Here is a 25,465-nt window from a genome sequence, read left to right on the forward strand (position 1 = left end):
TAAAGTTATTTAGAATACCGCAATAAAATCAGTAACGAGGAGGGTGGTTTATTGGAAAAAAATAAACCATGGAATTACTTAACTGATTATTGAATTTTGCTTATTCTTATCTGTTTCGTATGATTAAACATAAGATATTGATTCATAATAATTAATTTTTTTATAGTGAATAATAGTCCTGACGAAAGGCAGCTTTTCTGAAACCACGAAGCCTTTTATATTGAAACAATTAAAATCATTTCTGTGCATATCATGAGTGGAGCTGGTGCATGAGTAAAAGAATATTGAAGAAAGAAATAAAAATATCTCTTATAAGTCTTCTTAAGAGTCAAAGGTGTTGTAACATTAGAGGCTCGTAAATAGTATGATGATGTTAGTTTTCTCCTTCATAAGTGTAAAGATGAGGCGAGACAACAGCTTTTACATTAAATATCGTCCGAACCCAACAAATGAGCGAAATCGTTTTTTAAAAGTTCTGCATAAAAATGTATTTTCAGTTAGTTTGTTAGGAACTATGAGAAATTCCTTTATTGCGCTTAATATAAATAAATCCATATCCCAGACCGATAAGGGCAGATAAACCTGAGCCACAAAGGACCCCAATTTTTGCCGCATCAAGCAGAATAATATCTTTAAAAGCGAGCATTGAAACAAAAATAGACATTGTAAAGCCAATTCCTGCTAAAAAACCAATGAGTAAAACGCCTGTCCAGGTCATATGAGGGGGTAGGCGGCATAGCCCTGATTTTACAGCTATATAACTGGCAGTGATAATACCAAGAGGCTTACCGATGAAAAGACCAATTACAACACCCAGAACAATCAAGAATGATTTGTCAGAAGAAAGATCAAAGTTTGCAAAACTTACTCCTGCATTTGCGAAGGCAAAAACTGGCATGATACCGTATGCAACCCATGGATGCAATGCTTTTTGAACACGTGTTACTGGGGCAATCATGGCCCGTTGTCCTTTGCGCATCTTTTTCAATGCTGTTGAAATATGATGCAGATCTGTTTTTGTATTTTTTTCTTGAAGAATTTGCATAGCGTTACTGAGCATGGTGAGTGGCGCTACAAGAGTACGGGTAGGAAGAACGGGAGTCATCATCCCTAAGATTACGCCAGCAAGCGATGGGTGAACACCTGTTACCATTAAACCCCACCAAATGATTGCACCAGGTAAAATGTAAAGCCATGCTGATGCAAGCCCGATCCACTGAAAAAATAGTACCAAAGCAATACCCGCTCCTGCAATCATTAAACCGCTAGGATCAATGTTTGTTGAGTAGAAAAAAGCAATAATAAGAACAGCGATAATATCGTCAATAATTGCTAATGATAGAAGAATAATATGAAGATTAGAAGGAATTTTTTTTCCTAGAAGAGCAAGAATACCTAGAGCAAAGGCAATATCTGTTGCTGTTGGCACAGCCCAACCGCGGATATGTCCCTCGTTAAAATTAAAGATAAAGTAAATAATTGCAGGAACACAAACGCCCCCTATTGCAGCAACAATTGGTAAGATTGCTTGTTTAAAATCGGCAAGAGCACCTTCATGAATTTCGCGTCGAATTTCCATTCCTGCGACGAGAAAGAAAATAGTCATAAGGGCATCATTAACCCAGAAATGTAAATCCCATGAAAGAGTGAAATGACCCAAATTAAAGCCAAGAGGTGTATGCCAAAAAGATTCATAGAAAGCAGCATATTTAGAATTGGCAAAAATAAGTGCAGCAGCAGCAGCTAATAAAAGAACAACACCACTAAGAGCTTCAATATGGAGAAAACGCTCGATAGCAGAAAGCGCTTGATTGGTGACACGAGAAGCGCGATTAGGCAGGCGATTTGAAGATAAATCAGACATGAACAACTCCAAGAATCGACAATTTTAGATTCTATATTCTCTGTATAAATGACTCTGTGTGATACCTTCTGTATCATATAAAAGAAAAAAGAGGAATAAAGTTCTTAATTTATAGGTAAGATCATCATGTTTAAAGCACAAAATGTTTAAGGTGATGTTTCATTTTTAATAGTGAGATGTACTTTGCTTAAAGCCTTGGATAGATCATTTTGTAGAGCAGATTCGAGATCAACTATTGCGAGACCTTTATTATCGTTTGCTTTAATTTTAACGATCAATGTTTGTGAATTTTTAGCAAATTCTCCTAAGGATTTTGAAATTTTTTCTGCTTCGTCATGATTTTTTATAAGAATTTTTGGGGTCTGCGTCATCATTAGATAGAAATCGTCATAAAGTTCCTTTTTTAGATCATGTTGGCTGTCATTAAGGTTTTGCGCAAGATAAGAAAAAAGCTTATCAATGAAACCTGCATCCGTATATTGTATATTAATTTCATTGATGCCAAGGTCTTGAGACGCAGCAATCATTATATTTTTCTGACCAGAAAAAAGCTTTTCATCAACATCAATAACCTTAGCAGATATGTTCCCAGATCCAACGTTTTTCATATTGAAAGACATTGTATCAAGAAAGAGCATACGTTTTTTTTCATCGTAAGAAATATCAATTTTTCCTGAAACATTAAAGCGCTCAAGATTGATTTTTTTAAGCAAATTTAAGTCTTTTTCATTCATTTTTTTAGGTAAAACGGAAAGGTTATTGAGAGAAAGAAAAAGCTTTTTAGGGATAGGCTGTTTCCACAAACTTGGTTTGAATTGGAATGATTCGAGCGTTGCTTTCAACTGCGGTATATCAACGGTGATATTATCAACTTTGGCATCCGCTGAGGTAATGGCGAGCAGTATGTTTAGAAGAAGACCATTTTGTGCTACTTTTTCAGCGATTTTATTATTCTCTTTTCTTGCATTAAGATAAGCTTTGATTAATTTTTCAGGAGTTTGTTCAAGCGGTTTCATCTTTAAACCAGATGTTTTAAACTGTCCAAGGAAGAAAGAGCTGTTTTTTTCTGCCTCTTCAAAAATATCGACACTTATATTATTCAAAGAAATGGGGCCAGTAACGGTTTTACCTTGATTGAGAGCATTGTTTTTTCCAAAAATGATAGAGTAGGCATAGTTGATATCGATATCATGGGCTTTTATTGTATCACTTTTAGCCATAAGTTGCATCTGTTTGGCACCATTTGCTACGACCGTTTTAAGATCCATATTTTTGATACTAACTGAATGGATATGGTTATTTCTAAAATCAGAAAGCTGGAAATTCTTGATTTCAACCGTTTCTGTTCGGTTATTTTTATTTTCTATAGAAAGTTGTATATTGGGAGCAATAATTGAGGAAAGCTCAATACGCATCATTGATTGTAAAAGACGTGATGTTATCGTTCTATCCTTTTCTTTTAAGGATACATTCCGAAGAGAAATTTGGGGAATTTGCACGTGAATATTATTATGCTTTAAATCAACATTATAAAATGTAAAAGTTCCGGGAATAAAGGAAAGAGGAGGACGGGCAGAAATGGCACCAATTTTAAGTGATGTACCAGCTGGAACAGGTAATGTCACATTCTTCAAATTGATTTTACCTAGAATGCTTACTTCAGATGTTTCGGCTTTTATGGAATGACGGGCTATTTCTTTTCTTACAAAACTGTCAAGATAGGGTTTTGCAATATAAAATCCACCAACAATTATAATTGCTAAGATAGCAACAAATCCAATAATGCAAGTGAGCCAATATCTGAGGTTACTTTGATACCCACTATTAAGATTGACCATTCTTTCTTCTTTCATTTTTACCACTCTTTGAATTGAGAGTGAAGATAAATTCTTTTAAGCAACGACAAAGGTTTAAATATAGCGTGTACCAGTTTCAACAATTATCTACTCTCTATATTAGAGTTATTCTCATCTTTTTTACAATATAGCTTTATCAACTTTTATCAATTTTCTTTGGGTTCAGCACTTTATAGAAAAGCACGCATAATAAGGAGAGGCAAGTTTATGCGCATCATAATTTTTTATCACTTTAAAATTATCCTAAAATATTTCGATGTCTGCTTTTATCTTGCTGCTGTTTATAGGAATATTTAAAACATAAAAAATATGTTCTTGTTCATTATAATTTAATGGGGAGAGGTAAGTGTTATGACAGAAAATCAAATAATGGCTTTTTCGATCATTGGTCTCATGATGGTTGTTTTTATTTGGGATCGATTTCGTTATGATCTTGTTGCTATTTGTACTTTATTAATAGCTTGTGCCCTTGGTCTTGTCAGTCCGAAGGAAGCTTTTAGCGGTTTTAGTAATGATATCGTTATTATCGTGGGGAGTGTGTTTGTTGTCAGTACTGCTGTATCTCGCTCTGGTATAATGGAATTTATTATCCAACGGATATGGCCAGACGTGAAATCGGTGCGTCTTCAATTAGCTTTTTTGGTTCTTTCTGTTGTCGTATTATCAATGTTTGTTAAAAACATTGGTGCTTTGGCGATTATGCTTCCGATAGCTTTTCAGTTTGCACGTCGTTCTCAGGTTTCTCCTTCTGTCTTTTTGATGCCCATGGCCTTTGGTTCTTTGTTGGGGGGGCTTATGACACAGATAGGAACATCTCCCAATGTTGTTATTTCAGCGATGCAAGAACGTTTAGCAGGAACACCTTTTACTATGTTTGATTTTACACCAGTTGGTGCGGTTGTTGCGACGGCTGGTGTTGTATATTTGGTTCTTTTTTATTGGCTTTTGCCTGTGCGTGTGCGTTCAGGTGTATCGTTTGATGATGCCATTGATATTCGTAATTATGTTGCAGAAGTACATATTCCAATAAATTCACCGATTGTGGGAAAAAATATTGTTGATTTGGTTAAGCCATCAAGTGGTGATGTTATGGTGATTCAAATCATCAGAAACAAAGTATCTATTTCACCATTACCAGATTTTGTTTTGTCTGAAAATGATATTATTTTGCTGGAAGGATCACATACAGGGTTAGATAGCGTGATGAACTCTGCTCGTTTAGAGTTTTCTAAGGGGCGAACTATTGTTGCAGGTGATAAGGACAGTGATATTGATATTATTGAAGCAGTCATTACCCATAATTCACCTCTTATCGGTATTAGTGCGAAAGAGTTTTCTTTATTTGATCGCTATAATGTAAATTTGCTTGCGTTAAGTCGTCAACATGAAAGGGTGCGGGGAAGACTTGATGATATTATTTTCCATCTTGGAGATGTGATTGTTTTGCAAGGACAGGATGCAGTTATTCCAAATTTATTAAGAGAATTGAAATGCTTGCCCCTAGCAAAACGAAATATTGTGTTTGGAAATTTACGACATGGTTTCATCTCTTTAGCTGTTTTATTTATAGCAATTATTTTTACAGCTTTTCATATTGTTCCAGTTGCTTTTTCTTTCTTTTCTGCTGCTGCTGCAATGGTGATCTTTCGTGTTTTGCCCGCGCGTGATCTGTATCAGGCATTAGATGGCCCAATATTAGTGCTATTAGCGGCTCTTATTCCAGTGAGTGAAGCGTTAGAGAAAACAGGATGTACTGATCTCATTGGTCAATGGCTGAGCCAATTGGCAATATTTTTCCCGCCATCCGGTGCTTTAGCGCTTATGTTGGTGACAGCTATGTTGGTCACGCCATTTTTGAATAATGCAGCAACAGTGATGATGGTAGCACCAATTGCGTCAAGTTTTGCTCATTCCCTTCATTATAAGCCTGAAGCTTTTTTGATGGCTGTTGCAATTGGTGCGGGCTGTGAGTTTCTTACACCTATTGGACATCAAAGTAATATGCTCGTGATGGCGCCAGGAGGATATCGTTTTAGTGATTATCCACGTTTGGGTGCTCCATTGGCGGTGTTGATCGTTATTATTGCTGTTCCAATGCTTATGTGGGTTTGGCCCTTACAATAGGATATTTTTAGAAACTTTAAGGATCAATTATAAAAGGTTGTTAATCGTATGAAGATAAGTTGAAGGGATATACTTTATATAAAGAGCTTTAACTGAAGATTTGGAATTATACCACACTGTAATCATGGCGCTTCGGTATTTTGGATACAGATAAAAATTTATCTATTTGGTTTTAGTAGATATTCATGGAAATTTACTGTTTATTCAAGTTTTTTCAAGAATTGGTTTTTCTATTATAAATTGTATAATCCAATACAACCAACGATTGCGGTTGAAGACTTTAAAAGATTATCCCTCTATATAATGGAGAGAAAGTTCGCTTGAGATGATAGGCAATCATGATAAATATTAAGGCAGTGAATTTTTCATAATATGTAAAAGCTGTAATGTGAACAAACAGGGTGCTTACATCATTTTCGATTAAGACTGTTGCAAAAATCTGATTGAATTGGCTACATGTTGATTTAAAATAAATAAACGAGTAATTTAAAGATTTTTAGTTAATTAGGGCTACCATCTTTATCCATTTATGCGTAAAAGCACAGGTGAAGTAACTTTTTTCAAGGTATGATATATGTCGTATGATAGTTTTATTGCTGAAGTGAATGCAGAATTTCGTCAGGAAAAGGCGCTTGCTTTTTGGAGACGGTATGGTTTTTCAATTATTGGAGCAGCTATTCTTTTTATATTCATGATAGTTGCTTATCAAGTTTATCATCATACACAAATAAAGAAAGCTAGTTATATTGGTGATGCATTTGTAAAGAGTCTTGATCTTGTGGATACACGTGATTTTGATAAAGCGATAAAGCAATTAGAAACTGTTAAAACCTCTCATTTTGGGGGATATCCTTTTCTTGCTCGTTTACGTGAGGCTTCTTTACTCATGGAGAAAGGTGATATTATTAAGTCAGTGGAGATCTTTGATTCTGTTGCAGCGGATGAGAAAGCACCGCAGATTTTGCAGAAAGTTGCAAAAATTCGGGCGGCTTATATTCTGGTTGATACAGGGACATTAGCTGATGTTGAAAAGCGCATTAAAGATATGGCAAGTGATACCGATCCTATGCGTATGTCTGCAAGAGAAGCTTTAGGCTTAGCTGCTTATAAGGCGGATAAAATGGATGAGGCGGTTTATTATTTTAAGAAAATTTCTGAAGAAGGTTCTTTGGGTTTAAAAATAACAGATCGGGCTCGAATGATGCTTGAGCTTATACAAGCTGAGGGCAAGACAAATAAGGAATAAATCGATGAGCCTTACCATTGCTATCGTTGGTCGTCCCAATGTTGGGAAGTCAACGCTATTTAATCGTTTGGTTGGGCAAAAATTGGCTTTGGTTGATGATAAGCCTGGTGTAACACGTGATCGGCGTATTCATGCGGCAAAACTTCAAGATCTACGTTTTGATGTGATTGATACGGCTGGGCTGGAAGAAGCAGGTGATCATACACTTGAGGGGCGTATGCGTTCTCATACAAAAGTTGCAATTGATGAAGCGGATCTTATTTTATTTGTATTTGATGCAAAGAGCGGAATAACACCAAGTGATTTAAATTTTTCTTCATTGGTTCGCAAATCAGGAAAGCCAATTGTGCTTGTTGCCAATAAGTCTGAGTCAAGAGCGGCAACAGGAGGAGAGTATGAGGCGTGGTCATTAGGTTTGGGGGAGCCATGCCCAATATCGGCTGAACATGGTTTGGGACTTAGTGATCTGCGTGATGCAATTATAGATGCTGTTGGGTCAGAGCATGTTTTTGGCAACAACAAAGAAGAAGATAGAATGATACAACCTACATCTGTTGGTGATGATGTAAAGGATTTGGACGAAGAGGAGCTTATTTACGATGAAAGTAAGCCCATTAGGATTGCAATTGCGGGGCGTCCCAATACAGGAAAATCCACTCTTATCAATAGTATGTTGAAACAAGAGCGATTGTTAACAGGACCAGAAGCAGGACTCACGCGTGATTCTATTTCTGTAGATTGGGAATGGCGTGGTCGTCATATTAAACTTTTTGATACTGCAGGTTTACGTCGAAAGTCGAGAATTCAAGAAAAATTAGAAAAACTATCTGTTGCAGATACTTTGCGTGCTATTCGTTTTGCAGAAGTGGTGGTCATTGTTTTTGATGCAACGATACCTTTTGAAAAGCAGGATTTACAAATTGCTGATCTTGTGATTCGTGAAGGGCGTGTTCCAGTTATTGCTTTCAATAAGTGGGACCTTATTGAAAACAGTCAGACCACATTGATTGATTTGCATGAAAAATGTGCGCGATTTCTTCCTCAAGTTCGTGGTTTGAGAGCTGTTCCTTTATCAGGACAATATGGTCAAGGGATTGATAAACTGATGGAAAATATCATGATGATGCACCGTGTATGGAATCGTCGCATTTCGACGGCTAAATTGAACCAATGGCTTGGAACTGTTGTGGCACATCATCCACCTCCTGCGGTTTCTGGACGTCGACTTAAGGTTAAATACATCACACAGGTTAAGACACGTCCTCCTGGATTTATGATTTCCTGCTCGCGCCCCAAAAGTATGCCTCAGTCGTATTTGCGTTACCTTGTCAATGGGGTACGTGAAACATTTGATATGTCTGGTATACCCATTCGCATATCATTACGAGCCTCTGATAATCCTTTTGCGACACGTTCTAAGAAGAAATGATAACTCTTTAATTTTTTAAGTGAATGAAATCTATACTTAAGAATCTTAAAAATAAGTTTTTTCAATGATCTTTCTTTTCATAAAATTAAAATTTTATTTGCTAAAGTTTTAATTTTATTGATAATCACTTATTTGCATGGCATGAGAAGAGTGTGATAGGGAGTATTTAAGAAAGAGTACATAATCTTCTTAATGGGTTATTTAAGTGCAAGAATAGATGCAATATGAGGGTAGGGGAATATAATTATGATGCTTGTTTGAAAACAGCATTAGATTATCGTTTCATAAAAATAAAGCTTATGAATAAGCGCTTTTGCTTACGGTAGTTTGTCTGAATAAAAAGCAAAAATATTTGCTGAATCTACGGATATTCAATTGTAAAGAACGAAATTCATAAAAGTGGATTAAAATTGTATAAAGTAGTATGGTAATCGTGTTTAAATTTTATTGTGTTTTATTGGCTTAATCTATTTGAAATTTTGGATTTATTAATATTTTGTATTTAAAGGACCTTCTCTTAATACCCTCAAGCTCATTTCGTGATGTGGTCTGTAATGGCGGATGTAAAATACTTTGCGAATAGGATCATATAGAAACCATTGATTATTATCATTTCCATAAACTAAAAAGTGCAAGTTTATTCGAATGAAAGGGGAAAATTAACGCTCTCATACTGTTTTTAGCTTTCTATGTTCTCTTTCAAAACTAGGACTGATATAACATTGGGAGTCGGAAAATAAGATGGTATTAGTTTACACCTTTTGTTAAGCGTAAAAATGGTTGTTCTATGAGTTTTATATTATTCACGTGAACTTTTCGTTATACATTCACGGGTGCTGTCGTGAAATCGGTTTAGGTGCTTGGAATATCTTTTTAAGAAAGCATGTAAATTGAAAAATACGTTATTTCTACAATAAAATTTATACGATAACTTGTGATAGATTTCTTTTAGTATCTTGACGAATAAATTCGGGAACAATATGATGCACACGGTTTTATGAAATGTATTCTTATGTTGCTTTTTAATTAAGGAGCCAATGATGGCGATGGGCGAGAAACCCGTTATGAGCCGTAAGGAGGCTGAAGAGGAAAAGCAAGGAGAGTGTCTTCATTCAGAGGATTTGGAATGTCGTAGTAGGAACTTAAGCGTAGCTTTAGTGCGCAAGCAAGCATTAAAGAAGCAGGAGCATAGGAATAAGCGGGAAAAATCACAAGGAAGGATGGCAGGTGCAATTAAGCTTTCCAGTGAGTTTCTGGCAAGTATTATAGTTGGTATTGTTTTGGGGGTGGGGTTTGATAAGTTAGCAGGTTCATGGCCGTGGGGATTGGTATTTTTTCTCTTCTTTGGATTTGCTGCTGGTGTATTGAGTATTCTTCGGTCTGTGGGGTATGTTTCCTCCAGTCAATTAGGAAAAAAAGGCGTATTGCGCCAAGATAAACAAAATAAAGGGGCCAATGAGAGGTCCGATAAATGAGGTTGAAGTGACAGCGCACGCTCCAGATCCTATTCATCAGTTTGAGGTTTTAAGGCTGATTAAGATTTCCATAGGAAATATGGATTTATCGTTTACAAATGTATCATTGTTTACAGTCCTCACGGTTGTTGTAACTTCTATTTTTCTCTTTATTTCATCATCGAGTCGTGGATTGGTTCCAACGCGGATGCAGTCTCTTTCGGAAATGGCATATGAATTTGTAGCATCGACTCTGCGGGAATCATCTGGTGTGCAGGGAATGCAGTTTTTTCCTTTAGTTTTTTCTCTGTTTACTTTTATTTTGGTTGCTAACTTTATTGGTCTCTTTCCTTATTTTTATACGGTTACGTCTCAAATCATGATCACGTTTTCGTTAGCAATGGTGGTAATTTTGACGGTGATTGGTTATGGCTTTTATAAGCATGGGGTCAGTTTTTTGAAATTGTTCGTTCCCAGTGGAGTTCCTGTTGTGGTTTTACCTCTGGTGACAATGATTGAGGTTATTTCTTTTCTCTCCCGTCCAATTAGTCTTTCTCTTCGTCTTTTTGCGAATATGCTTGCTGGTCATATTACGCTTAAAGTGTTTTCTGGATTTGTTGTTTCAATGATTGGGGTAGGACTCGTAGGTGTGGGTGGTTCGATTTTACCGCTTATTATGACTGTAGCAATTACTGCTCTTGAGTTTTTGGTCGCATTTCTTCAGGCTTACGTCTTTACGGTTTTAACTTGTATGTATCTTAATGATGCAATTCATCCAGGACATTAATAGAACTGGCGGTTTTCCGTCGAATAATGCAATTTCGCTTTAAAGGAGAATAACATGGAAATGGTGCTTGCAGCAAAATATATTGGCGCTGGTCTTGCTTGCTTTGGTATGGCTGGAACAGCTTTAGGACTTGGTAATATTTTTGGTAGCTATCTTTCTGGTGCATTACGAAATCCATCAGCAGCAGATAGTCAGTTTGGACGTCTCGTCTTTGGTTTTGCTGTAACAGAAGCTTTGGGAATTTTTTCATTGCTCATTGCTTTATTACTTCTTTTTGGGGTTTAATCATCATCAAAAGGGTATGTCTGTTCTTTCATGAGGAAAGATTTACCCTTTTAGCTCTTAACAAGAGAGATGCCAGAAAGGTGTTTGTCAGTTATCATCGGTTATAGAGTGCTTTAATAAGCTATTTAAAGGATGAAAAAAGATGTTTGTTTCAAGCGCTTATGCACAGAACACTGAAACGTCGATAGAACATATTAAAAAGGTGGCAGAGCATGCAAATCGTGTGTTTCCGCCTTTTGATTTTGTGCATTTTGGTTCGCATTTTTTCTGGTTGGCAATTTCTTTCGGACTTTTTTATCTTTTTATCTCCCGTGTAATTGTACCACGTATTGGCGGTGTTATTGAAACACGGCGAGATCGAATCGCATCTGATTTAGATCAGGCAATGCGCATGAAGCAAGAAGCAGACATTGTTGTTGGAACTTATGAGCGGAAATTAGCAGAAGCGCGTTTGAACGCGCAGGCTATAGCGCAGGTAGCTAGTGAAGAATTAAAAGAAAAGGCAGAGCTTAAACGGAAAGAAATTGAAGAGAGTCTAGAGAAAAAACTCGCAGATGCTGAAAAACAGATAACAAAAATTCGGGATAAAGCGATGCAAAATGTTGGTTCTATCGCTGAAGAAGTAGCTCTTGAAATTGTGAAAAAATTGATTGACGTTGATATCAGCAAAGAGGCTGTTCGTTCAGTTGTTAAAACTGCGGATTATTGAGGAAGACAAAGATGACTGATACTTTTTGGGCATTTGTTGGGTTAGTTCTTTTTTTGGCTCTTTTAGTCTATTTCCAAATTCCACAGAGGGTTATACGCCATCTTGATGCGCGTGCGAAACGTATCAAAGATGAACTGGATGAGGCTCTGCGTTTTCGTGAAGAGGCACAGGAAATATTGGCTGAATATCAACGCAAACATGCAGAAGCAGAAAAAGATGCGCAAGAAATTATTGCAGCAGCAAAGCATGAAGTTGAATCTGTTATTGCTGAGGCCCGTGCAAAAGCAGAAGAATATGTAAAAAACCGCAATAAATTGGCAGAACAAAAAATTGCCCAAGCAGAAGCGGATGCAATACGCATGGTTTCTTCATCAGCGATTGATTTGGCAATTTCTACAGCACGTACCCTTATTGCAAGGGAAATAGATTCTAATAAGGCAGATGAACTTATCAAAGAGTCTCTTGAGAAAGAATCATTTATCAAAATGAAAACATATCTTAATTAATGATATTTGAGAGATAAAGAACAGTCTCTTTGGTTGCATAATTTTCTCAATATTAATTAATAAAAGTCATAAAAAAGAAAAAACTATCTTCATTATTTTTATCAGTTAATAGGGTATTTTGATTTTAAATGACAAGTTTTGAGAAGTCTGCAACCGATTGTGTAACAATGTGAGTGCGTTTGAGAAGAGCAAGACGGTTAGCACGAACATCAGGTTTTTTATCATTCACCAATACTTTTTCAAAAAATATATCAATCAATTTTCCAAGTGGCGCTAGCACACTGAGTGCAAATGATAAATTTGTTGCATTGATGGGAGCAAGAACCTTTCTTTCTACTTCACAGATTGCATGATAGAGCTGCTTTTCTTCTTTCTCGACAAAGAGCTCAGGATTAATTACATTCGCTATTGTTGTGCTTTTTTGAAATTCATTTTCAAGAATATTGGCAGTACGTTTTACAGAGGCTACAAAGTTCATTCCATCATGGGTGTTGATAAAAGCGATAAGGGATTCGACACGACGTGCAACCAATAAAAAATCATCAGAATCTTTATTTAAAACGGCTTCAAGGGCATCGTAACGAGCGCCTTCCTCTTTTAGATAGATTTTCAGACGGTCATGAAAAAAGAATAACAGATCTGATAAAATATATTCTGTTTTTTCTGGAATCAGATTCTGCAATTGTGAATTTTCTCTTTGAGAGATTTCATATTTATTTTTTTGTTGTAAGAAAAGATTCGTTGCTAACTGGAACAGCGGCATAAGATTGATTTTCCAATCTCGCGAAAGTACAAGCCTAATAATTCCCAATGCTGCTCGTCTTAACGCATAGGGATCTTTTGAGCCCGTTGGTTTTTCATTAATGAGCCAAAAGCCAACGAGCATGTCAATTTTGTCGGAGAGCATAACGGTTATAGCAAGTGGTTCTTGTGGAAGACGATCTGTTGGTCCTTGAGGTCTATAATGGTCTTCGATTGCTACAGCTACGCGAGGATCTTCCCCTTGAAGAAGGGCGTATTTTTGCCCCATAACACCTTGTAGTTCAGGAAATTCTCCGACAATTTCTGTTTGCAAATCAGCTTTTGCAAGGATGGCTGCACGTTTTGCTAAAAGAGGATCTGTTTGTATCAAAGGGGCAATTTCTTGTGCGAGTGCAGCAATGCGTTCTACCCTTGCTCCTTGTGTACCTAATTTAGCATGAAAAGTTACATTCAAATGATCAAGTCGCGCCATTCTTTGATCGAGAGGTTTTTTTATATCAAGTTGAAATTTTTTTATAGAAGATTCCAATTGTTGAAGATCAGGCAAATCACGCTGATCGGTTTGCCAAAAATGAAGTGCATCAGAAAGACGGGCACGGACAACCTTACTATTTCCTTTCGAAATTTCTTTGCCTTCATCATTTGCAAGAATATTAGAAACGAGAATAAAATGATGAGAAAGTTTTACTTTTTCTCCTTGTTTACGGGTGACAAAACATTTTTGATTGGCTCTAATGGTCAAACGAATAATTTCTGGAGGAATATCAAGGAATGATTTGTCAAAATCACCCATCAGGATAACAGGCCATTCAACAAGACCAGCAACTTCTTCTAGGAGGGGATTATCTTGAACCAATTCTAAACCGTTTGCAAAGCAGAGATTTTGGGCATCAGCTAAAATAATATTCTTTCGTCTTTCGGCATCCAGAATGACTTTATGGGTTTCAAGTTGAGTAACATAGTCATCAAAGCGGCGCACTTGAAATGGCTCTCCATCACTTAAGAAACGATGACCATAAGTTAAATTATTGCTTTTAAGAGAACCAATTGTAAACGGAATAACATGTGTTTCACCAATTTCTGGTCCGAAGATGCAAAGAATGTTTTGTAAAGGTCTAATCCACTTCAAAGTACCACTTTGTGCTGAATCTTTTCCCCAACGCATAGATTTCGGCCATGGAAAGTTGCGGATAATATCCGGTAAAATATCGGCAATAATTTCTTCTGCAGCTCGACCTTTTTTAACAATTTTAGCAATATAAAAATGACCTTTTTTATCATCATGTCCAATATGCGCTTCAGAAACATCATTTAATCCTGTTGCACGTAGAAAACCATCAATTACATGCTGTGGTGATTTTATACTGGGACCTTTGCGTTCTTCATGGACATCTTTGGAGCGTGTGGAAAGTCCGCGTATGTCCAATGTTAGCCGACGAGGTGTCCAATATTCACGAGCAGCTTCATAGATCAATCCAGCATTCACAAGTTGATCTGTAACAGATTTCTTAAGATCAGCAGCAGCTTTTCGTTGCATACGTGCGGGGATTTCTTCACTGAAAAGTTCAAGAAGAAGATCAGACATTAGGCTTCTCCAGTATATATTTGTCCAGCTTCTGTGAGTAAGAAGGCTTCCCCACAACGGCGCGCAAGATTACGAACGCGAAGAATGTAATTTTGTCGTTCGGTTACAGAAATAACGCCACGTGCTTGCAAAAGATTAAAGATATGGCTCGCTTTAATACATTGATCATAGGCAGGAAAAACACAGCGATGGAATACATTTTCTTTATTTGGTTTTCCAGCATCAAGAAGTGCGCTGCATTCGCGTTCTGCATCGATAAAGTGCTGATGGAGCAGTTTTGTATCAGCAAATTCGAAGTTATAATATGAGTATTCCTGTTCTGCTTGTAAAAAAATATCTCTATAACTTATTTTGTTTTCTCCCTCCAAACCATTAAAGTTAAGGTCATAGACGTTATCAACCCCTTGGATATACATCGCTAGACGCTCAAGACCGTATGTGAGTTCCCCTGAAACAGGAGTGCATTCAATGCCGCACACTTGTTGAAAATAAGTAAATTGAGAGACTTCCATTCCATCGCACCAACATTCCCATCCAAGCCCCCAAGCACCAAGAGTGGGACTTTCCCAATCATCTTCAACAAAGCGAATATCATGCAGTTTTGTATCAAGCCCGATAGCTTGTAGCGACTTTATATAAAGTTCTTGTAGATTGAGCGGAGAGGGTTTGAGAAGCACTTGGAATTGATAATAGTGTTGTAAACGATTTGGATTCTTACCATATCGGCCATCTGTTGGACGTCGAGAGGGTTGGACATAAGCAACTTTCCAAGGGCGTGGTCCTAGAGAGCGTAATGTTGTTGCTGGATGAAAAGTCCCAGCTCCGACTTCCATATCGTAAGGTTGCAAAATTGCACACCCATAGTGTGCCCAATAATTTTGCAAAGTTAAGATTAGTCCCTGAAAAGAACGTTTGGGGTTAAGATGTTCAGGCAGTTTCACGCTTTATACTCTTTATATTGAACTAAACAAAAAACAAAGTAATTTTAGTTTCTCTATTTATTATTTCATGTGGTTTATGGTTAAGCATCGTTTATTGCAAACCAAATTTCAACTTTTCTTGAATTTGTTCAGAGTTTTCTGGTTTTCCGTCAATTGCGTGGTTCCATTGAAAGATTGCTTCACGTTTACGCCCAACTTTCCAATAGGCATCCCCTAAATGATCATTTAGTGTTGGGTCCTCAGGTTGTAATCTGACAGCATTTTCTAATATTTGCACTGCTTTATTATATTCTTTTAGTTTATAATAAGCCCACCCTAAAGAATCGAGAATATGACTGTTGTGAGCTTGTAAAGCAGAGGCTTTTTGTAGCATACGGAGCGATTCTTCAAGCTTCTCACCACGTTCCACAAGGGAATAGGCTAAATAATTAAGAACCTGCGGTTGATTTGGGAAAAATTCAAGTGATTTTCGCAAGTCAAGTTCTGCTTTTGGCCATTGCTTTAAACGTTCAAAAGCAATACCACGCTGATAAAAGAGTTTCCAATCGTCCTGCTGAAAGTTTTTTATCTTTGTAATAGCGTAGTCTAGAGTTTTAATGGCCTCAAGAAATTTATTATCCTGCATATAAAAAGCAACGAGCGTTATCAAAATATTACGATCATTGGGAAATTTTTTATTTAACAATGTGAGTAATTTTATTGCTTCTTTGTAATTGTTGTTATTGGCAAGAAGGAATGCAAGATGAAGTTGTCCATCTTTATAATAAGGAGATTTAGGGGATAAAGCGCGATAAAGTTTAATTGCTTGATGTGGATCGTTCAATTTAGCAGAAATGTGTGCGAGCTGAAACAGTGTTGCGTCATTTTGAGGGTATAATGCGAAAGATAATTGCTTAAAAATACGTGCAATTCGCCCTGAGTTTTTGTAGTTGAGGGCTGTTCCAAAATTATATAATACCTCGGCTGCTCCTTGTTGAGGTGTTTTAATAACTCTCTCTAAGAAAGAATTTTTTTCAATTTTTTCTTGAAAGTTTTTAAGGACTTCTCGACCTGACAACATTTGTTCGCCATGCTGGATTGTTTGAAGAGCTTGGTTGCGCATATTATGGCGCAATTGGAATGAGGCATAGGCTATGATAATACGCTCATAAGTATTAGGAGCGATAAGAGTTCCCTGTTTGTTACTCAGTGCTTTAATGAAATATTTTTTTGCATCCTTTGGCCGTTCTGCAAGGTCGCTCATAAGTGCTAGATGATAAGATATAAAAAGATCATACCAGACAGGACCTTTGAGTTTCTTAAGATCATCGATTGCCTGAGATTTTTGTCCAGATCCAAATGTAATCCAAGCGCCGATGAGTTCAGGTATTGGATTATTGGACGTAGGAAGTTCCTTTAATTTCAGAAGAGCCTTGGCAGTCTTATAATCTTTTTTGATGAGACTTTCTACTGACAAAGTTAAGGAAACAAAGGGAGTTATAACATCGTTCTCTTTGAGTTTTTGGGCTTGTTGGACAGCTTCTTTAAAGTTTCCGACCGAGAGCATAGCTTCAAGGAGCTCTTTTTGTGTTTCAATGTTATCAGGTTGATAAACCAGTGCTTGTTTAAAATAATTGATAGCAAGTTCTGTTTTATTTTCATGATTTGCAACCCTTCCAGCTAAATAAGCACCTGTAAATGAGCTTGTATGAGTTGCTGCACTTATTTTACTGTAGGTGAGGGATGGCATCAGCATGATACCCACGATAAAGAGGGCAAAAAGTCGAGATACCGTTGCAGAGCACATGGAGCTAATCCTTTTCAAGATAATCAATTGATGGTGTTGTTTATAGATCATATCTCATTACTGTGTTGAGAAATACTGCGATTCTTGCAAAGAATTCAGTTTACGCGCGCAATACAAAATTCAACAGTCTCAACGAGAGCATTATAAGCAAGATTTTCATTCATGGGAACAAGAGCATCAATTGCATATTTTCCATAGATGCGTGCTTGTTCTATTGTATCTGTGATACTATCATACTTTTCCATTAAGTGTTGCGCGTGTGCGAAGGATTCATCATTATTATTGCCATCTTCAAGCGCTTTTTTCCAGAAATCTTTTTCTACCATATTCCCACGCTCATATGCGAGAATAACAGGCATTGTGATTTTTCCTTCTCTAAAATCATCCCCTATATTTTTTCCTAAATTTTGAGCACTACCGCTATAGTCAAGTGCATCATCAATTAATTGGAAAGCTAAACCTAAGGATGTTCCATATTCACGTAATGAAGAACGCTCTTTATTTCCATAGCCAGCAATAATGGGTCCTACTTCAGCGGCTGCTGAAAAAAGTGCTGCTGTTTTTGCATTGATGATTTTGAGATATTCTGAAGGGCTGGTTTTTATATTTTTTGCGGCAGAAAGTTGCATAACTTCTCCTTCAGCAATAATTGCAGCAGCGTTGGCTAGGACAGAGAGCGCTTCTATGGAACCGACATCGACCATCATTTTAAAGGCCTGGCCCAATAGGAAATCACCAACAAGTACACTTGCTTGATTCCCCCAAATCATCCGTGCTGTAGATTTTCCACGTCGTAAATTACTTTCATCAATCACATCATCGTGTAGTAATGTTGCTGTATGCATAAATTCAACAGCTGTTGCGAGTTTTATATGCCCGTCACTTTGATAACCGAACATATGAGCAGAAGCGAGCGTAATCATTGGGCGTAATCGCTTTCCACCTGATGAAATAAGATGGTTAGAAATTTCAGGAATCATCTCAACCTCTGATTTTGCCATAGAGAGAATAAATTGATTTACGCAATCCATATCTTTTTGAGTAAGATTGACAAGAGATTGAAGAGAAATTTGATTATTTCTTATTTGTTTTGGTTTGATAGCTGCACTCAATGTGTTTACTCCTAGAGTATTGCAATGGACATATATAAAATTTACTTTATTCATTAGCATAAAGGGGGTTTGGTTTTGACTCAAGCTTTTGATGTCGTTTAAAAGTGTTAGCTTGGAATGTTATTGGCAAGAAATGTTCTTTAGCGAGTGTAATCTTATTGTTATGAAATAATAAAAAATTTAAAATAGCAGCTGAATGGCAAAAATGCAGTTTATAAAGGTGAGCATTAGGCTTTTAAATGGATAAAGCAGCGAATCAGAGTGGTGAAACAATTGACAGTTTTCACCGCGGGAAATTTTATTTGGTTCAACCCCATAAATATGGTCATCGTTCTGGAATGGATGCGATGTTATTAGCTAGTTTGGTTCCAAGTGATTTAAAGGGCAAGGTTGTTGATTTAGGTGCAGGTGCTGGAGCTGCGGGTTTGGCTGTTGCTTCGCGTTGTCTGAAAGTTCATGTTACCTTAGTTGAACGTTCAGCTTTTATGGTATCTTACGCTCAAAAAACGCTTATGCTAAAACAAAATAAACAATTTGCTAGCCGAATTTGTTTGCTAGAAGCAGATGTTACCTTCAAAGGGAATGCCCGTATAAAAGCAGGTTTGATAGATAATAGCTTTGATTTTGCGATTATGAATCCACCTTTTAATAATCCCACCGATCGTAAGACACCTGATAAACAAAAATCTGAAGCACATGTTATGTCTGAAGCAATGTTTGATAACTGGTTGCGGAGTGCAGCAGCTATTGTTAAGCCAGGTGGATACTTAGGGCTCATTGCGCGTCCACAATCGCTGTCAGATATCTTGCGTGCTTTAGAAGGGCGTTTTGGTGGTATTTGTATAATTCCTGTGCATGCTCGTGCGAAAACAGCAGCAATTCGTCTTTTATTTTACGCAAAACGAGGAAGCCGAGCAGCTTTATCTATTTTACCGGCATTGGTTATACATGAAGGTAATGACCATACTTTTTCACCCCGAGTTGATGCAATTAATAATGGATATATAAGCTTGTGGGAACTTTTCTAATAGTATCTTGTGTTTTTTAGTTTATTATTTAAAGTCTACACTTTGTTGTTAGGGAGGTTTGACTTTGGGTGAAATTATATTTCTGCTTGTAATGTGGGGATTGATTGGCGCTTTTGGATGTTATCGCGTTCTTCCTTTTTGTTGTCCTTGCCTATTTAATTGTTCTTAATTTATAAGGAGATTTTGTTTTGATGGATTTTATTAAAAGTTTTATTCCACGCCGTTTTTCTTCCGATAAACTTGAAATTCCTGTGGTGCGCCTTCAAGGAGCAATTATGGATTCATCAGCATCTATATCTCGTACCCTTTCCCTCAGTAGGTGTGCAAATCTTTTAGAGAAGGCTTTCGCACACAAAAAGTCACCGGTTGTTGCACTTATTATTAATTCTCCTGGTGGTTCACCTGTACAATCGCGTTTTATCTTCAAGCGCATTCGTGACTTGGCAGAAGAAAAAAATAAAAAGGTTCTTGTGTTTATTGAAGATATTGCAGCATCTGGTGGTTATATGATTGCTTGTGCAGGGGATGAAATTTTTGCAGATCCTTCTTCAATTGTTGGTTCCATTGGAGTGGTTTCAGCTTCCTTTGGTTTTCCGGAACTTTTGAAGAAAATTGGTATCGAACGGCGTGTCTACACAGCAGGAAAGAACAAAGTTACATTAGATCCATTTCAGCCAGAAAAAAAGGCGGATATTGAGCATTTGAAATCTCTCCAACTTGAAGTGCATCAAACTTTTATCGATTTGGTTAAAGAACGGCGTGCTGAAAAATTATCAGATGATTCGAATCTCTTTACAGGAATGTTTTGGAGTGGAAAACAAAGCGTTGGGCTTGGTCTGGTTGATGGATTGAATGATGTACGTTCTGTTATTAAGGAGCGCTTTGGTAATGATGCAAAACTTCGACTTATTATGCCTCCAAAAAGTTTTTTAGGACCTAAAACGCCTTCAGGAGTGACGGCACATACGGTTTATACAGTCGTTGATAGTGCATTGATGGCAGCAGAAGAGCGAGCTCTTTGGCAGCGTTATGGTTTGTGATGGAAAGGATCATTCAAGCCAGAGAGATTTTATCTAAAAACAGATGCTAGAAGGAAAAAGGCTTGCAATGATACGAATGAGAACATGTCATTTATTTTGTATGAGAACTCTTTATATTTATTGTTTTTTTAGAAAACGATTAAGAATATTCCAAGCTGTTTATAGGGCTCGTGCTAAAAGTATGGGTAAAAGGGGGGAATTTTTAAAAGAACCCTATGTAAGTGAATATTAGGTCATATGATATCAAATGTACAAACTTCGTTCCAAAGACATTCCTATTTATTTACACCTATTAAATTGAATTTAGCTTTACATGTTGTGGGGCAACGTGCTGATGGGTATCATTTAATAGAAAGTTTGGTTTATTTTAGTCTTAGTGGTGATTGTCTACACTATGCACCTTGTGAAAATAATCAGTTTGTTTTGACGGGGTGGTTTGCAAAAGGACTTGTTTCCCATTTAGACAATTTGGTTATTCGCGCACGGGACTTTATGCATAAGACTTTTCCGGAATGTGCTCAACCTGCTTTTTTTCGGCTTGTAAAAACATTACCTGTTGCTTCAGGCATTGGTGGCGGCTCAGGTGATGCAGCTGGGGTTATCAGCATGTTGCGTCAACAGTGGAATCTTGATTGTCCTTACGAAGAATTAGCAAAAAAGAGCTTAGTTCTTGGTGCTGATGTTCCCATGTGCCTTTGTGCATTAGAATATCAGCAGCCGCTTTTGGTTAAAGGAATTGGTCAAGAGATGATACGACTAAAAGAAGCTTGTTCATTAGCAATGGTATTGGTTAATCATGGACAAGAGATTTCAACACAAGCTGTTTTTAAAGCGTTAGAGAAGCGTCATAATCCTTCTTTAAAAATTAATACAGAGGCTTTAAAAAATGTTGATTCATTGGTTGAAGCTTTACAAGAAACGCGTAATGATCTTTTTTCTCCTGCATTAAAAATAGCACCTCAGTTAGCTGAAGTGTTATCTATATTAGATGAATGTGGGGCTCTTTTTTCCCGTATGTCTGGAACGGGAGCAACTTGCTTTGGCATTTTTAAAAATAAACAAACGGCGCAACAAGCAGCTCTTTTTATCAAATCAATGCACCCAAATTGGTTTGTAAAACCTATCATGACTTTAGGAAATATTTGATAAATAAATATAAAAGCTTTTATTTCATCATGATTTTATTATACATAATGAAAGAGGGTAACCAAAGAAATGTGTTTTTTATTTTTTGTGCAAGAATTCGTGGAATGTTTGAAGAGCCATTTAAAACTGTAATGCTTGCAAAAAATGATCAGGCTACAGAAATAGATGTATGTTTGTTGTATTTGTGATGTATCAAAGATGTTTAATTTGCCGCTTCAACCAAATTTTTCGTGCGAATTGGATTTGCAAAAACAGGGTTTTTGTCATATAGCAGGTGTTGATGAAGTAGGACGGGGGCCTCTCGCTGGACCTGTGGTAACAGCAGCGGTTATCTTGGATAAAGATCGTATTCCTAATGGGTTAAATGATTCAAAAAAACTTTCTTTTCTCCAACGAAATAGACTTTATCATGAAATTTTGCAAAGTGCATTAGCGGTTTCAGTCGCCAGTCTTTGTGCTCGTACAATTGATCAATCCAATATTAGAAAAGCAACTTTAGAAGCAATGCGTCGCTGTATTATAGGATTAGTCATTCCAGTCCACTATGTCCTTGTTGATGGGCGTGATATTCCTTCTGAGTTGTCCTGTCCTGCAATGGCGTTGATTAAGGGCGATCAGCGTTCGGTTTCAATTGCAGCCGCATCCATTATTGCGAAAGTAACGCGTGACCGGATGATGGAATGTGCAGGACAAGTTTATAAAGGGTATGGTTTAGAGAAGCATGTAGGTTATGCAACGCTAGCGCATCGTACAGCTCTTGATAAATATGGACCAGTTATAGGATTACATCGTTATAGTTTTGCACCACTAAAAGAGTGTAAAAAAGGCAATTAAAATCAATAATTTATTACAAGAGTAAGGGATTTTATAATCATTGATTCTGTTATGTTTTTTTGGGTGTCTATCCCTAACCTTTTTGAAGCTTTTTTATCACTTATTCCCATCCATTTTTTCCAGATATAGAATTAGATATTTCTAACATGGGCTTGACTCTTATTGTTATTAACCGTATAGCAACGATATACGATAAGGGGCGGTAATGGCAATTGTTAGTTTTAAATATAAGGGCTTAAAATTATTTTATACAACAGGTTCCACAAAGGCTATTTGATCAGATCACTTAAAAAATTACGCGTTATCTTAACGGCTTTAACAAGTGCTACTACGCCTGAAATGTTGAGAGCGCCTGCCTTTAAAATCCACCCTCTTAAAGGTGCTCTTACAGGGTACTATTATATATGGATGAATGGAAATTGGCGTGTTACTTTTCGCTTTATAGGAACAGATGTGGAGCTTGTTGATTATCAAGATTACCATTGATGAGAGGAATGAAAAAAATGACGCATAACCCCGCACATCCCGGTGAAGTTCTGAAAGTAGCTTTCTTAGAAGAAATGGGGATAACAATACAAAAATTAGCTGATCATCTCCATATGACAAGAGCTTCTTTATCAAGAGTGATTAACGGACATGCTTCTATAAGTACCGAACTTGCAGTGAAATTAGAATTAGCTGGTTTTAGTAAAGCAAAATTTTGGTTGGATATGCAAACAAACTATAATTTATGGCAAACAAAGCAACAGGCACAACCACCTATTTCTCTTCTTGTTTCTGATACACCTCAAACGCCGCTTTGACTTCGTTAATAATTTTGATGGTGCTTTGGTTTGTTTTTTAGCTTCCGCCCGTTGCTCTAGCTTTTTTGTAGCTTTTTGATTGCTTCTATTGCAAGTCGTTTTCTATCGGCTGTTTTGGTACAAAGGGATGCCATTTTATCTTCGGTCCAGCCAAAAAGCGCTTTCATTTGCGAAACTGTCGCACCAGCATTGGCTGCACGTGTTGCTGCTAATTTTCGCAATCCGTGCGCTGATTTTTTAATACCCGCCGCATTACATGCTTCACGAAAGAGGTTGCCAAAACTTTCTTTGACAAGCTTATTTCCACCTTTACCACAAATGAATGTTTCATTACCTATAGGACCAATTTTAAGGGTTTCCTCTAGTTCTGGTAAAATAGGAAGAAAAACATCTGTTTTAAATTGGCTCTTTTCTGTTTTGAGATAAATGATATTATCTTTGACGTCTTTCCAGCTGATACGAACGGTGTCATCACGGCGCGCGCACGCAAGCCTGTGAAAGAAGAACATCAATCCAGACGCGTTCATGTGTACCGTGTGACCAATGGTGATAATATTTGTCTATGTCCTCTTCTAGCTATGGCAGCAATCCCCCACTGTTTAAAGATTTTGGTGCTTTTATATTAAAGGCAGGATTTCTATTTAAAAGGGCATTATCAACCGTCCAATTAAAGAGATTGTTTAAAGAGGTCAAAAAATATTTTGCCGCTGCGAGAGTAGCTCGCCTTCTGTCTACGGCGTCAAGGATGTGGTGTTTTTCTATGCTTTTATGTGCACGATCAGCAATATTTTTAGAAACATTGTTCAGAATTCTATACTTAATTTTTTAGTAGTTTCTAATTGATTATGCCATTGCATGCTTTGTAAATACTGATGCAATAACCAATCGAAAGAGCCTTTTGTAAGTCTGTTTATTTTCTTGGAGATGCCATTTTGCGCTTGTTTAATAGCCAGCGTATATTTGCTCTGATGGAAATCAATGGACTGTCATAAATTTTAGCTTTTCCACTAATAAATGTACCACCGAAAACTTGTGCATCCCCAAAAACTTTGGCATAACCATAGACTTTTGCATCATCACTTATCCAGCAATTGCTATCGACTTAGATTGTCTTCTTTTTGTATAAAAGCGCCAAGATCACCTGCCTTTACATCTCCAAAGTCTCTCAAAGCACGGATGCAGTAAAGTGTAATGTATCCACCAACCTCAATTGTTTCATCAGTCAGTTCATATTTCTTTTCCTTGATTTGCGCAGAATTCACCCGTAGCGTGAATCATGCATCACTTAAAAGTTATTAGGAATGGGTAGGGGGCTGGGAGGCATATGGGCACTCCCATTTTTTAAAAATATGCAAATTTATTTTTTTAGATGTGCTTAATTTCATATTTCCAATCAGGCAATGGAATGAGAGCTAATGCGAGTTGTCCTCTATGACACATGCATACATTAGCTTCAAAACAGGTGATTGCAACGCGCTTTTTGTTTAAAAAAATTTGATATAATTTGTTTATTGCACAAGAATTATCCTTGAGAGTTGTATTTTGATAATCTTCAAAAAGGCGATCATAATCTTTTGTGTTTTCAAATTTCTTCGTTTTTCAGAGGCAATTCCAAGTTCAGGCATATGCCATATATTCAATATCAATGTTGTTTACAACTTTCTCTAATTGTCTTTTTGAAAATCCGTATTTTCTGCTTATTGGATTTTTACGAATATCATACAAAAGTTTAATATTATTTTTGATAAGTTGATTGAAATAGTCCTCAAAGGATTTTCTTTCATAGCCAATGGTAAAAAACAAAGCTCTCATCTTTAGCAGGCTGTATGATGATATGTTTGATGTTACACACGTTTAATTTCCTTAGTAAATAGGTGGGAGCTCTATGAGCGCCTCTTTCCAAAAGGGATAAATCCTCTAGCGATTATCATAGTGTTGTGGAGCAATCGGGCATCAAAGCGGGTGATGGCGGCTTTAATATCATTGTTAAAGACAAAACAACGCTGACCGGAGGCATCATTGCCAGCACCGCGCCGGCAGATAAAAACAGCCTGACCACTGGAAGCATTAGCACCAGTGATATCAGCAACGGTGCCCATGCTAAAGCCAGCAGCCATGGGTTTAGCCTTTCTGGGAATGACACGATAAAAAACATTGCCAAGAATGTT

Annotated in this window: 21 protein-coding genes and 3 pseudogenes; 14 read left to right on the forward strand and 10 right to left on the reverse strand. The window is 37.1% G+C overall.

What is annotated here, in order from left to right:
* Positions 1–505: 505 nt before the first annotated feature.
* Both nhaA and ACFINW_RS06400 read right to left on the reverse strand, forming a co-directional pair.
* Positions 506–1,864: a Na+/H+ antiporter NhaA gene (gene nhaA / locus ACFINW_RS06395; RefSeq protein ID WP_375613536.1), complete on the reverse strand. Its 1,359-nt coding sequence runs from the start codon at positions 1,862–1,864 to the stop codon at positions 506–508.
* Between the two features lie 146 nt (positions 1,865–2,010).
* Positions 2,011–3,717: a hypothetical protein gene (locus tag ACFINW_RS06400; protein ID WP_375621097.1), complete on the reverse strand. Its 1,707-nt coding sequence runs from the start codon at positions 3,715–3,717 to the stop codon at positions 2,011–2,013.
* 354 nt (positions 3,718–4,071) lie between these two features.
* Between ACFINW_RS06400 and ACFINW_RS06405 the strand changes: the two genes are divergently transcribed.
* From ACFINW_RS06405 to ACFINW_RS06440, 8 genes are all read left to right on the forward strand, one after another.
* On the forward strand, positions 4,072–5,844 hold the full coding sequence (locus ACFINW_RS06405; RefSeq protein WP_375621096.1) for an SLC13 family permease: 1,773 nt from the start codon (positions 4,072–4,074) through the stop codon (positions 5,842–5,844).
* Positions 5,845–6,418: 574 nt separating this feature from the next.
* On the forward strand, positions 6,419–7,090 hold the full coding sequence (locus ACFINW_RS06410; protein WP_375621095.1) for a tetratricopeptide repeat protein: 672 nt from the start codon (positions 6,419–6,421) through the stop codon (positions 7,088–7,090).
* Positions 7,091–7,094: 4 nt separating this feature from the next.
* Positions 7,095–8,519 carry a ribosome biogenesis GTPase Der gene (gene der / locus ACFINW_RS06415; RefSeq protein ID WP_375640940.1) on the forward strand — a complete coding sequence of 475 codons (1,425 nt, stop codon included), beginning with the start codon at positions 7,095–7,097 and terminating at the stop codon, positions 8,517–8,519.
* 1,040 nt (positions 8,520–9,559) lie between these two features.
* The gene (locus ACFINW_RS06420; protein WP_375640939.1) at positions 9,560–9,994 is read left to right on the forward strand and encodes an AtpZ/AtpI family protein; all 435 of its coding nucleotides are present in this window, start codon (positions 9,560–9,562) and stop codon (positions 9,992–9,994) included.
* A 7-nt stretch (positions 9,995–10,001) separates the two neighbouring features.
* Entirely contained in the window at positions 10,002–10,760 is a 759-nt protein-coding gene (locus ACFINW_RS06425; protein ID WP_375606478.1) for a F0F1 ATP synthase subunit A, read from the forward strand.
* A gap of 54 nt (positions 10,761–10,814) precedes the next feature.
* Positions 10,815–11,045, forward strand: coding sequence for a F0F1 ATP synthase subunit C (locus tag ACFINW_RS06430; RefSeq protein ID WP_005773968.1), 231 nt, complete (start codon positions 10,815–10,817; stop codon positions 11,043–11,045).
* 142 nt (positions 11,046–11,187) lie between these two features.
* Complete coding sequence (locus ACFINW_RS06435) at positions 11,188–11,754, forward strand: F0F1 ATP synthase subunit B (RefSeq protein WP_375621093.1); 567 nt, start codon at positions 11,188–11,190, stop codon at positions 11,752–11,754.
* Positions 11,755–11,765: 11 nt separating this feature from the next.
* Positions 11,766–12,260 (forward strand): F0F1 ATP synthase subunit B, encoded by a 495-nt coding sequence (locus tag ACFINW_RS06440; protein WP_375629554.1) that lies wholly within the window; start codon positions 11,766–11,768, stop codon positions 12,258–12,260.
* 124 nt (positions 12,261–12,384) lie between these two features.
* On the opposite strand, the gene glyS is transcribed toward ACFINW_RS06440, so the two are convergent.
* The 4 genes from glyS to ACFINW_RS06460 all read right to left on the reverse strand — a co-directional run bounded on the left by glyS (position 12,385) and on the right by ACFINW_RS06460 (position 18,506).
* Positions 12,385–14,607, reverse strand: coding sequence for a glycine--tRNA ligase subunit beta (glyS, locus tag ACFINW_RS06445; RefSeq protein WP_375621091.1), 2,223 nt, complete (start codon positions 14,605–14,607; stop codon positions 12,385–12,387).
* Positions 14,607–15,548 (reverse strand): glycine--tRNA ligase subunit alpha, encoded by a 942-nt coding sequence (locus tag ACFINW_RS06450; RefSeq protein WP_375621090.1) that lies wholly within the window; start codon positions 15,546–15,548, stop codon positions 14,607–14,609. Before ACFINW_RS06450 ends, glyS begins: the two co-directional genes overlap by 1 nt.
* A 91-nt stretch (positions 15,549–15,639) precedes the next feature.
* On the reverse strand, positions 15,640–17,334 hold the full coding sequence (locus ACFINW_RS06455) for a tetratricopeptide repeat protein (protein WP_375621089.1): 1,695 nt from the start codon (positions 17,332–17,334) through the stop codon (positions 15,640–15,642).
* 95 nt (positions 17,335–17,429) lie between these two features.
* Positions 17,430–18,506 carry a polyprenyl synthetase family protein gene (locus ACFINW_RS06460; RefSeq protein ID WP_375621088.1) on the reverse strand — a complete coding sequence of 359 codons (1,077 nt, stop codon included), beginning with the start codon at positions 18,504–18,506 and terminating at the stop codon, positions 17,430–17,432.
* Between the two features lie 179 nt (positions 18,507–18,685).
* On the opposite strand from ACFINW_RS06460, the gene ACFINW_RS06465 reads away from it, so the two are divergent.
* The 6 genes and pseudogenes from ACFINW_RS06465 to ACFINW_RS06490 all read left to right on the forward strand — a co-directional run bounded on the left by ACFINW_RS06465 (position 18,686) and on the right by ACFINW_RS06490 (position 23,297).
* The gene (locus ACFINW_RS06465; RefSeq protein ID WP_375621087.1) at positions 18,686–19,474 is read left to right on the forward strand and encodes a tRNA1(Val) (adenine(37)-N6)-methyltransferase; all 789 of its coding nucleotides are present in this window, start codon (positions 18,686–18,688) and stop codon (positions 19,472–19,474) included.
* A gap of 191 nt (positions 19,475–19,665) precedes the next feature.
* Complete coding sequence (locus tag ACFINW_RS06470) at positions 19,666–20,514, forward strand: S49 family peptidase (RefSeq protein ID WP_375612095.1); 849 nt, start codon at positions 19,666–19,668, stop codon at positions 20,512–20,514.
* Between the two features lie 237 nt (positions 20,515–20,751).
* Positions 20,752–21,660 (forward strand): 4-(cytidine 5'-diphospho)-2-C-methyl-D-erythritol kinase, encoded by a 909-nt coding sequence (locus ACFINW_RS06475; RefSeq protein WP_375621086.1) that lies wholly within the window; start codon positions 20,752–20,754, stop codon positions 21,658–21,660.
* 198 nt (positions 21,661–21,858) lie between these two features.
* On the forward strand, positions 21,859–22,494 hold the full coding sequence (locus ACFINW_RS06480) for a ribonuclease HII (protein WP_375621085.1): 636 nt from the start codon (positions 21,859–21,861) through the stop codon (positions 22,492–22,494).
* 205 nt (positions 22,495–22,699) lie between these two features.
* A pseudogene (locus ACFINW_RS06485) lies at positions 22,700–22,980 on the forward strand (type II toxin-antitoxin system RelE/ParE family toxin).
* A 17-nt stretch (positions 22,981–22,997) separates the two neighbouring features.
* Positions 22,998–23,297 (forward strand): HigA family addiction module antitoxin, encoded by a 300-nt coding sequence (locus ACFINW_RS06490; RefSeq protein WP_375621084.1) that lies wholly within the window; start codon positions 22,998–23,000, stop codon positions 23,295–23,297.
* Between the two features lie 56 nt (positions 23,298–23,353).
* Here ACFINW_RS06490 and ACFINW_RS06495 read toward each other — a convergent pair.
* The 4 genes and pseudogenes from ACFINW_RS06495 to ACFINW_RS06510 form a co-directional block, all read right to left on the reverse strand.
* A pseudogene (locus ACFINW_RS06495) lies at positions 23,354–24,256 on the reverse strand (tyrosine-type recombinase/integrase); the annotation flags it as partial.
* Positions 24,257–24,391: 135 nt separating this feature from the next.
* A complete protein-coding gene (locus tag ACFINW_RS06500) occupies positions 24,392–24,559 on the reverse strand; it encodes a hypothetical protein (protein WP_375621083.1) in 168 nt (55 codons plus the stop codon).
* A gap of 103 nt (positions 24,560–24,662) precedes the next feature.
* Positions 24,663–25,109 (reverse strand): annotated as a pseudogene (locus ACFINW_RS06505) (DUF488 family protein).
* A gap of 71 nt (positions 25,110–25,180) precedes the next feature.
* A partial coding sequence (locus ACFINW_RS06510) for a hypothetical protein (RefSeq protein WP_375640936.1) occupies positions 25,181–25,465 on the reverse strand: 285 nt, incomplete at its 5' end.

Source organism: Bartonella sp. AA18HLJMS (assembly GCF_042197245.1).
Lineage (GTDB): Bacteria > Pseudomonadota > Alphaproteobacteria > Rhizobiales > Rhizobiaceae > Bartonella.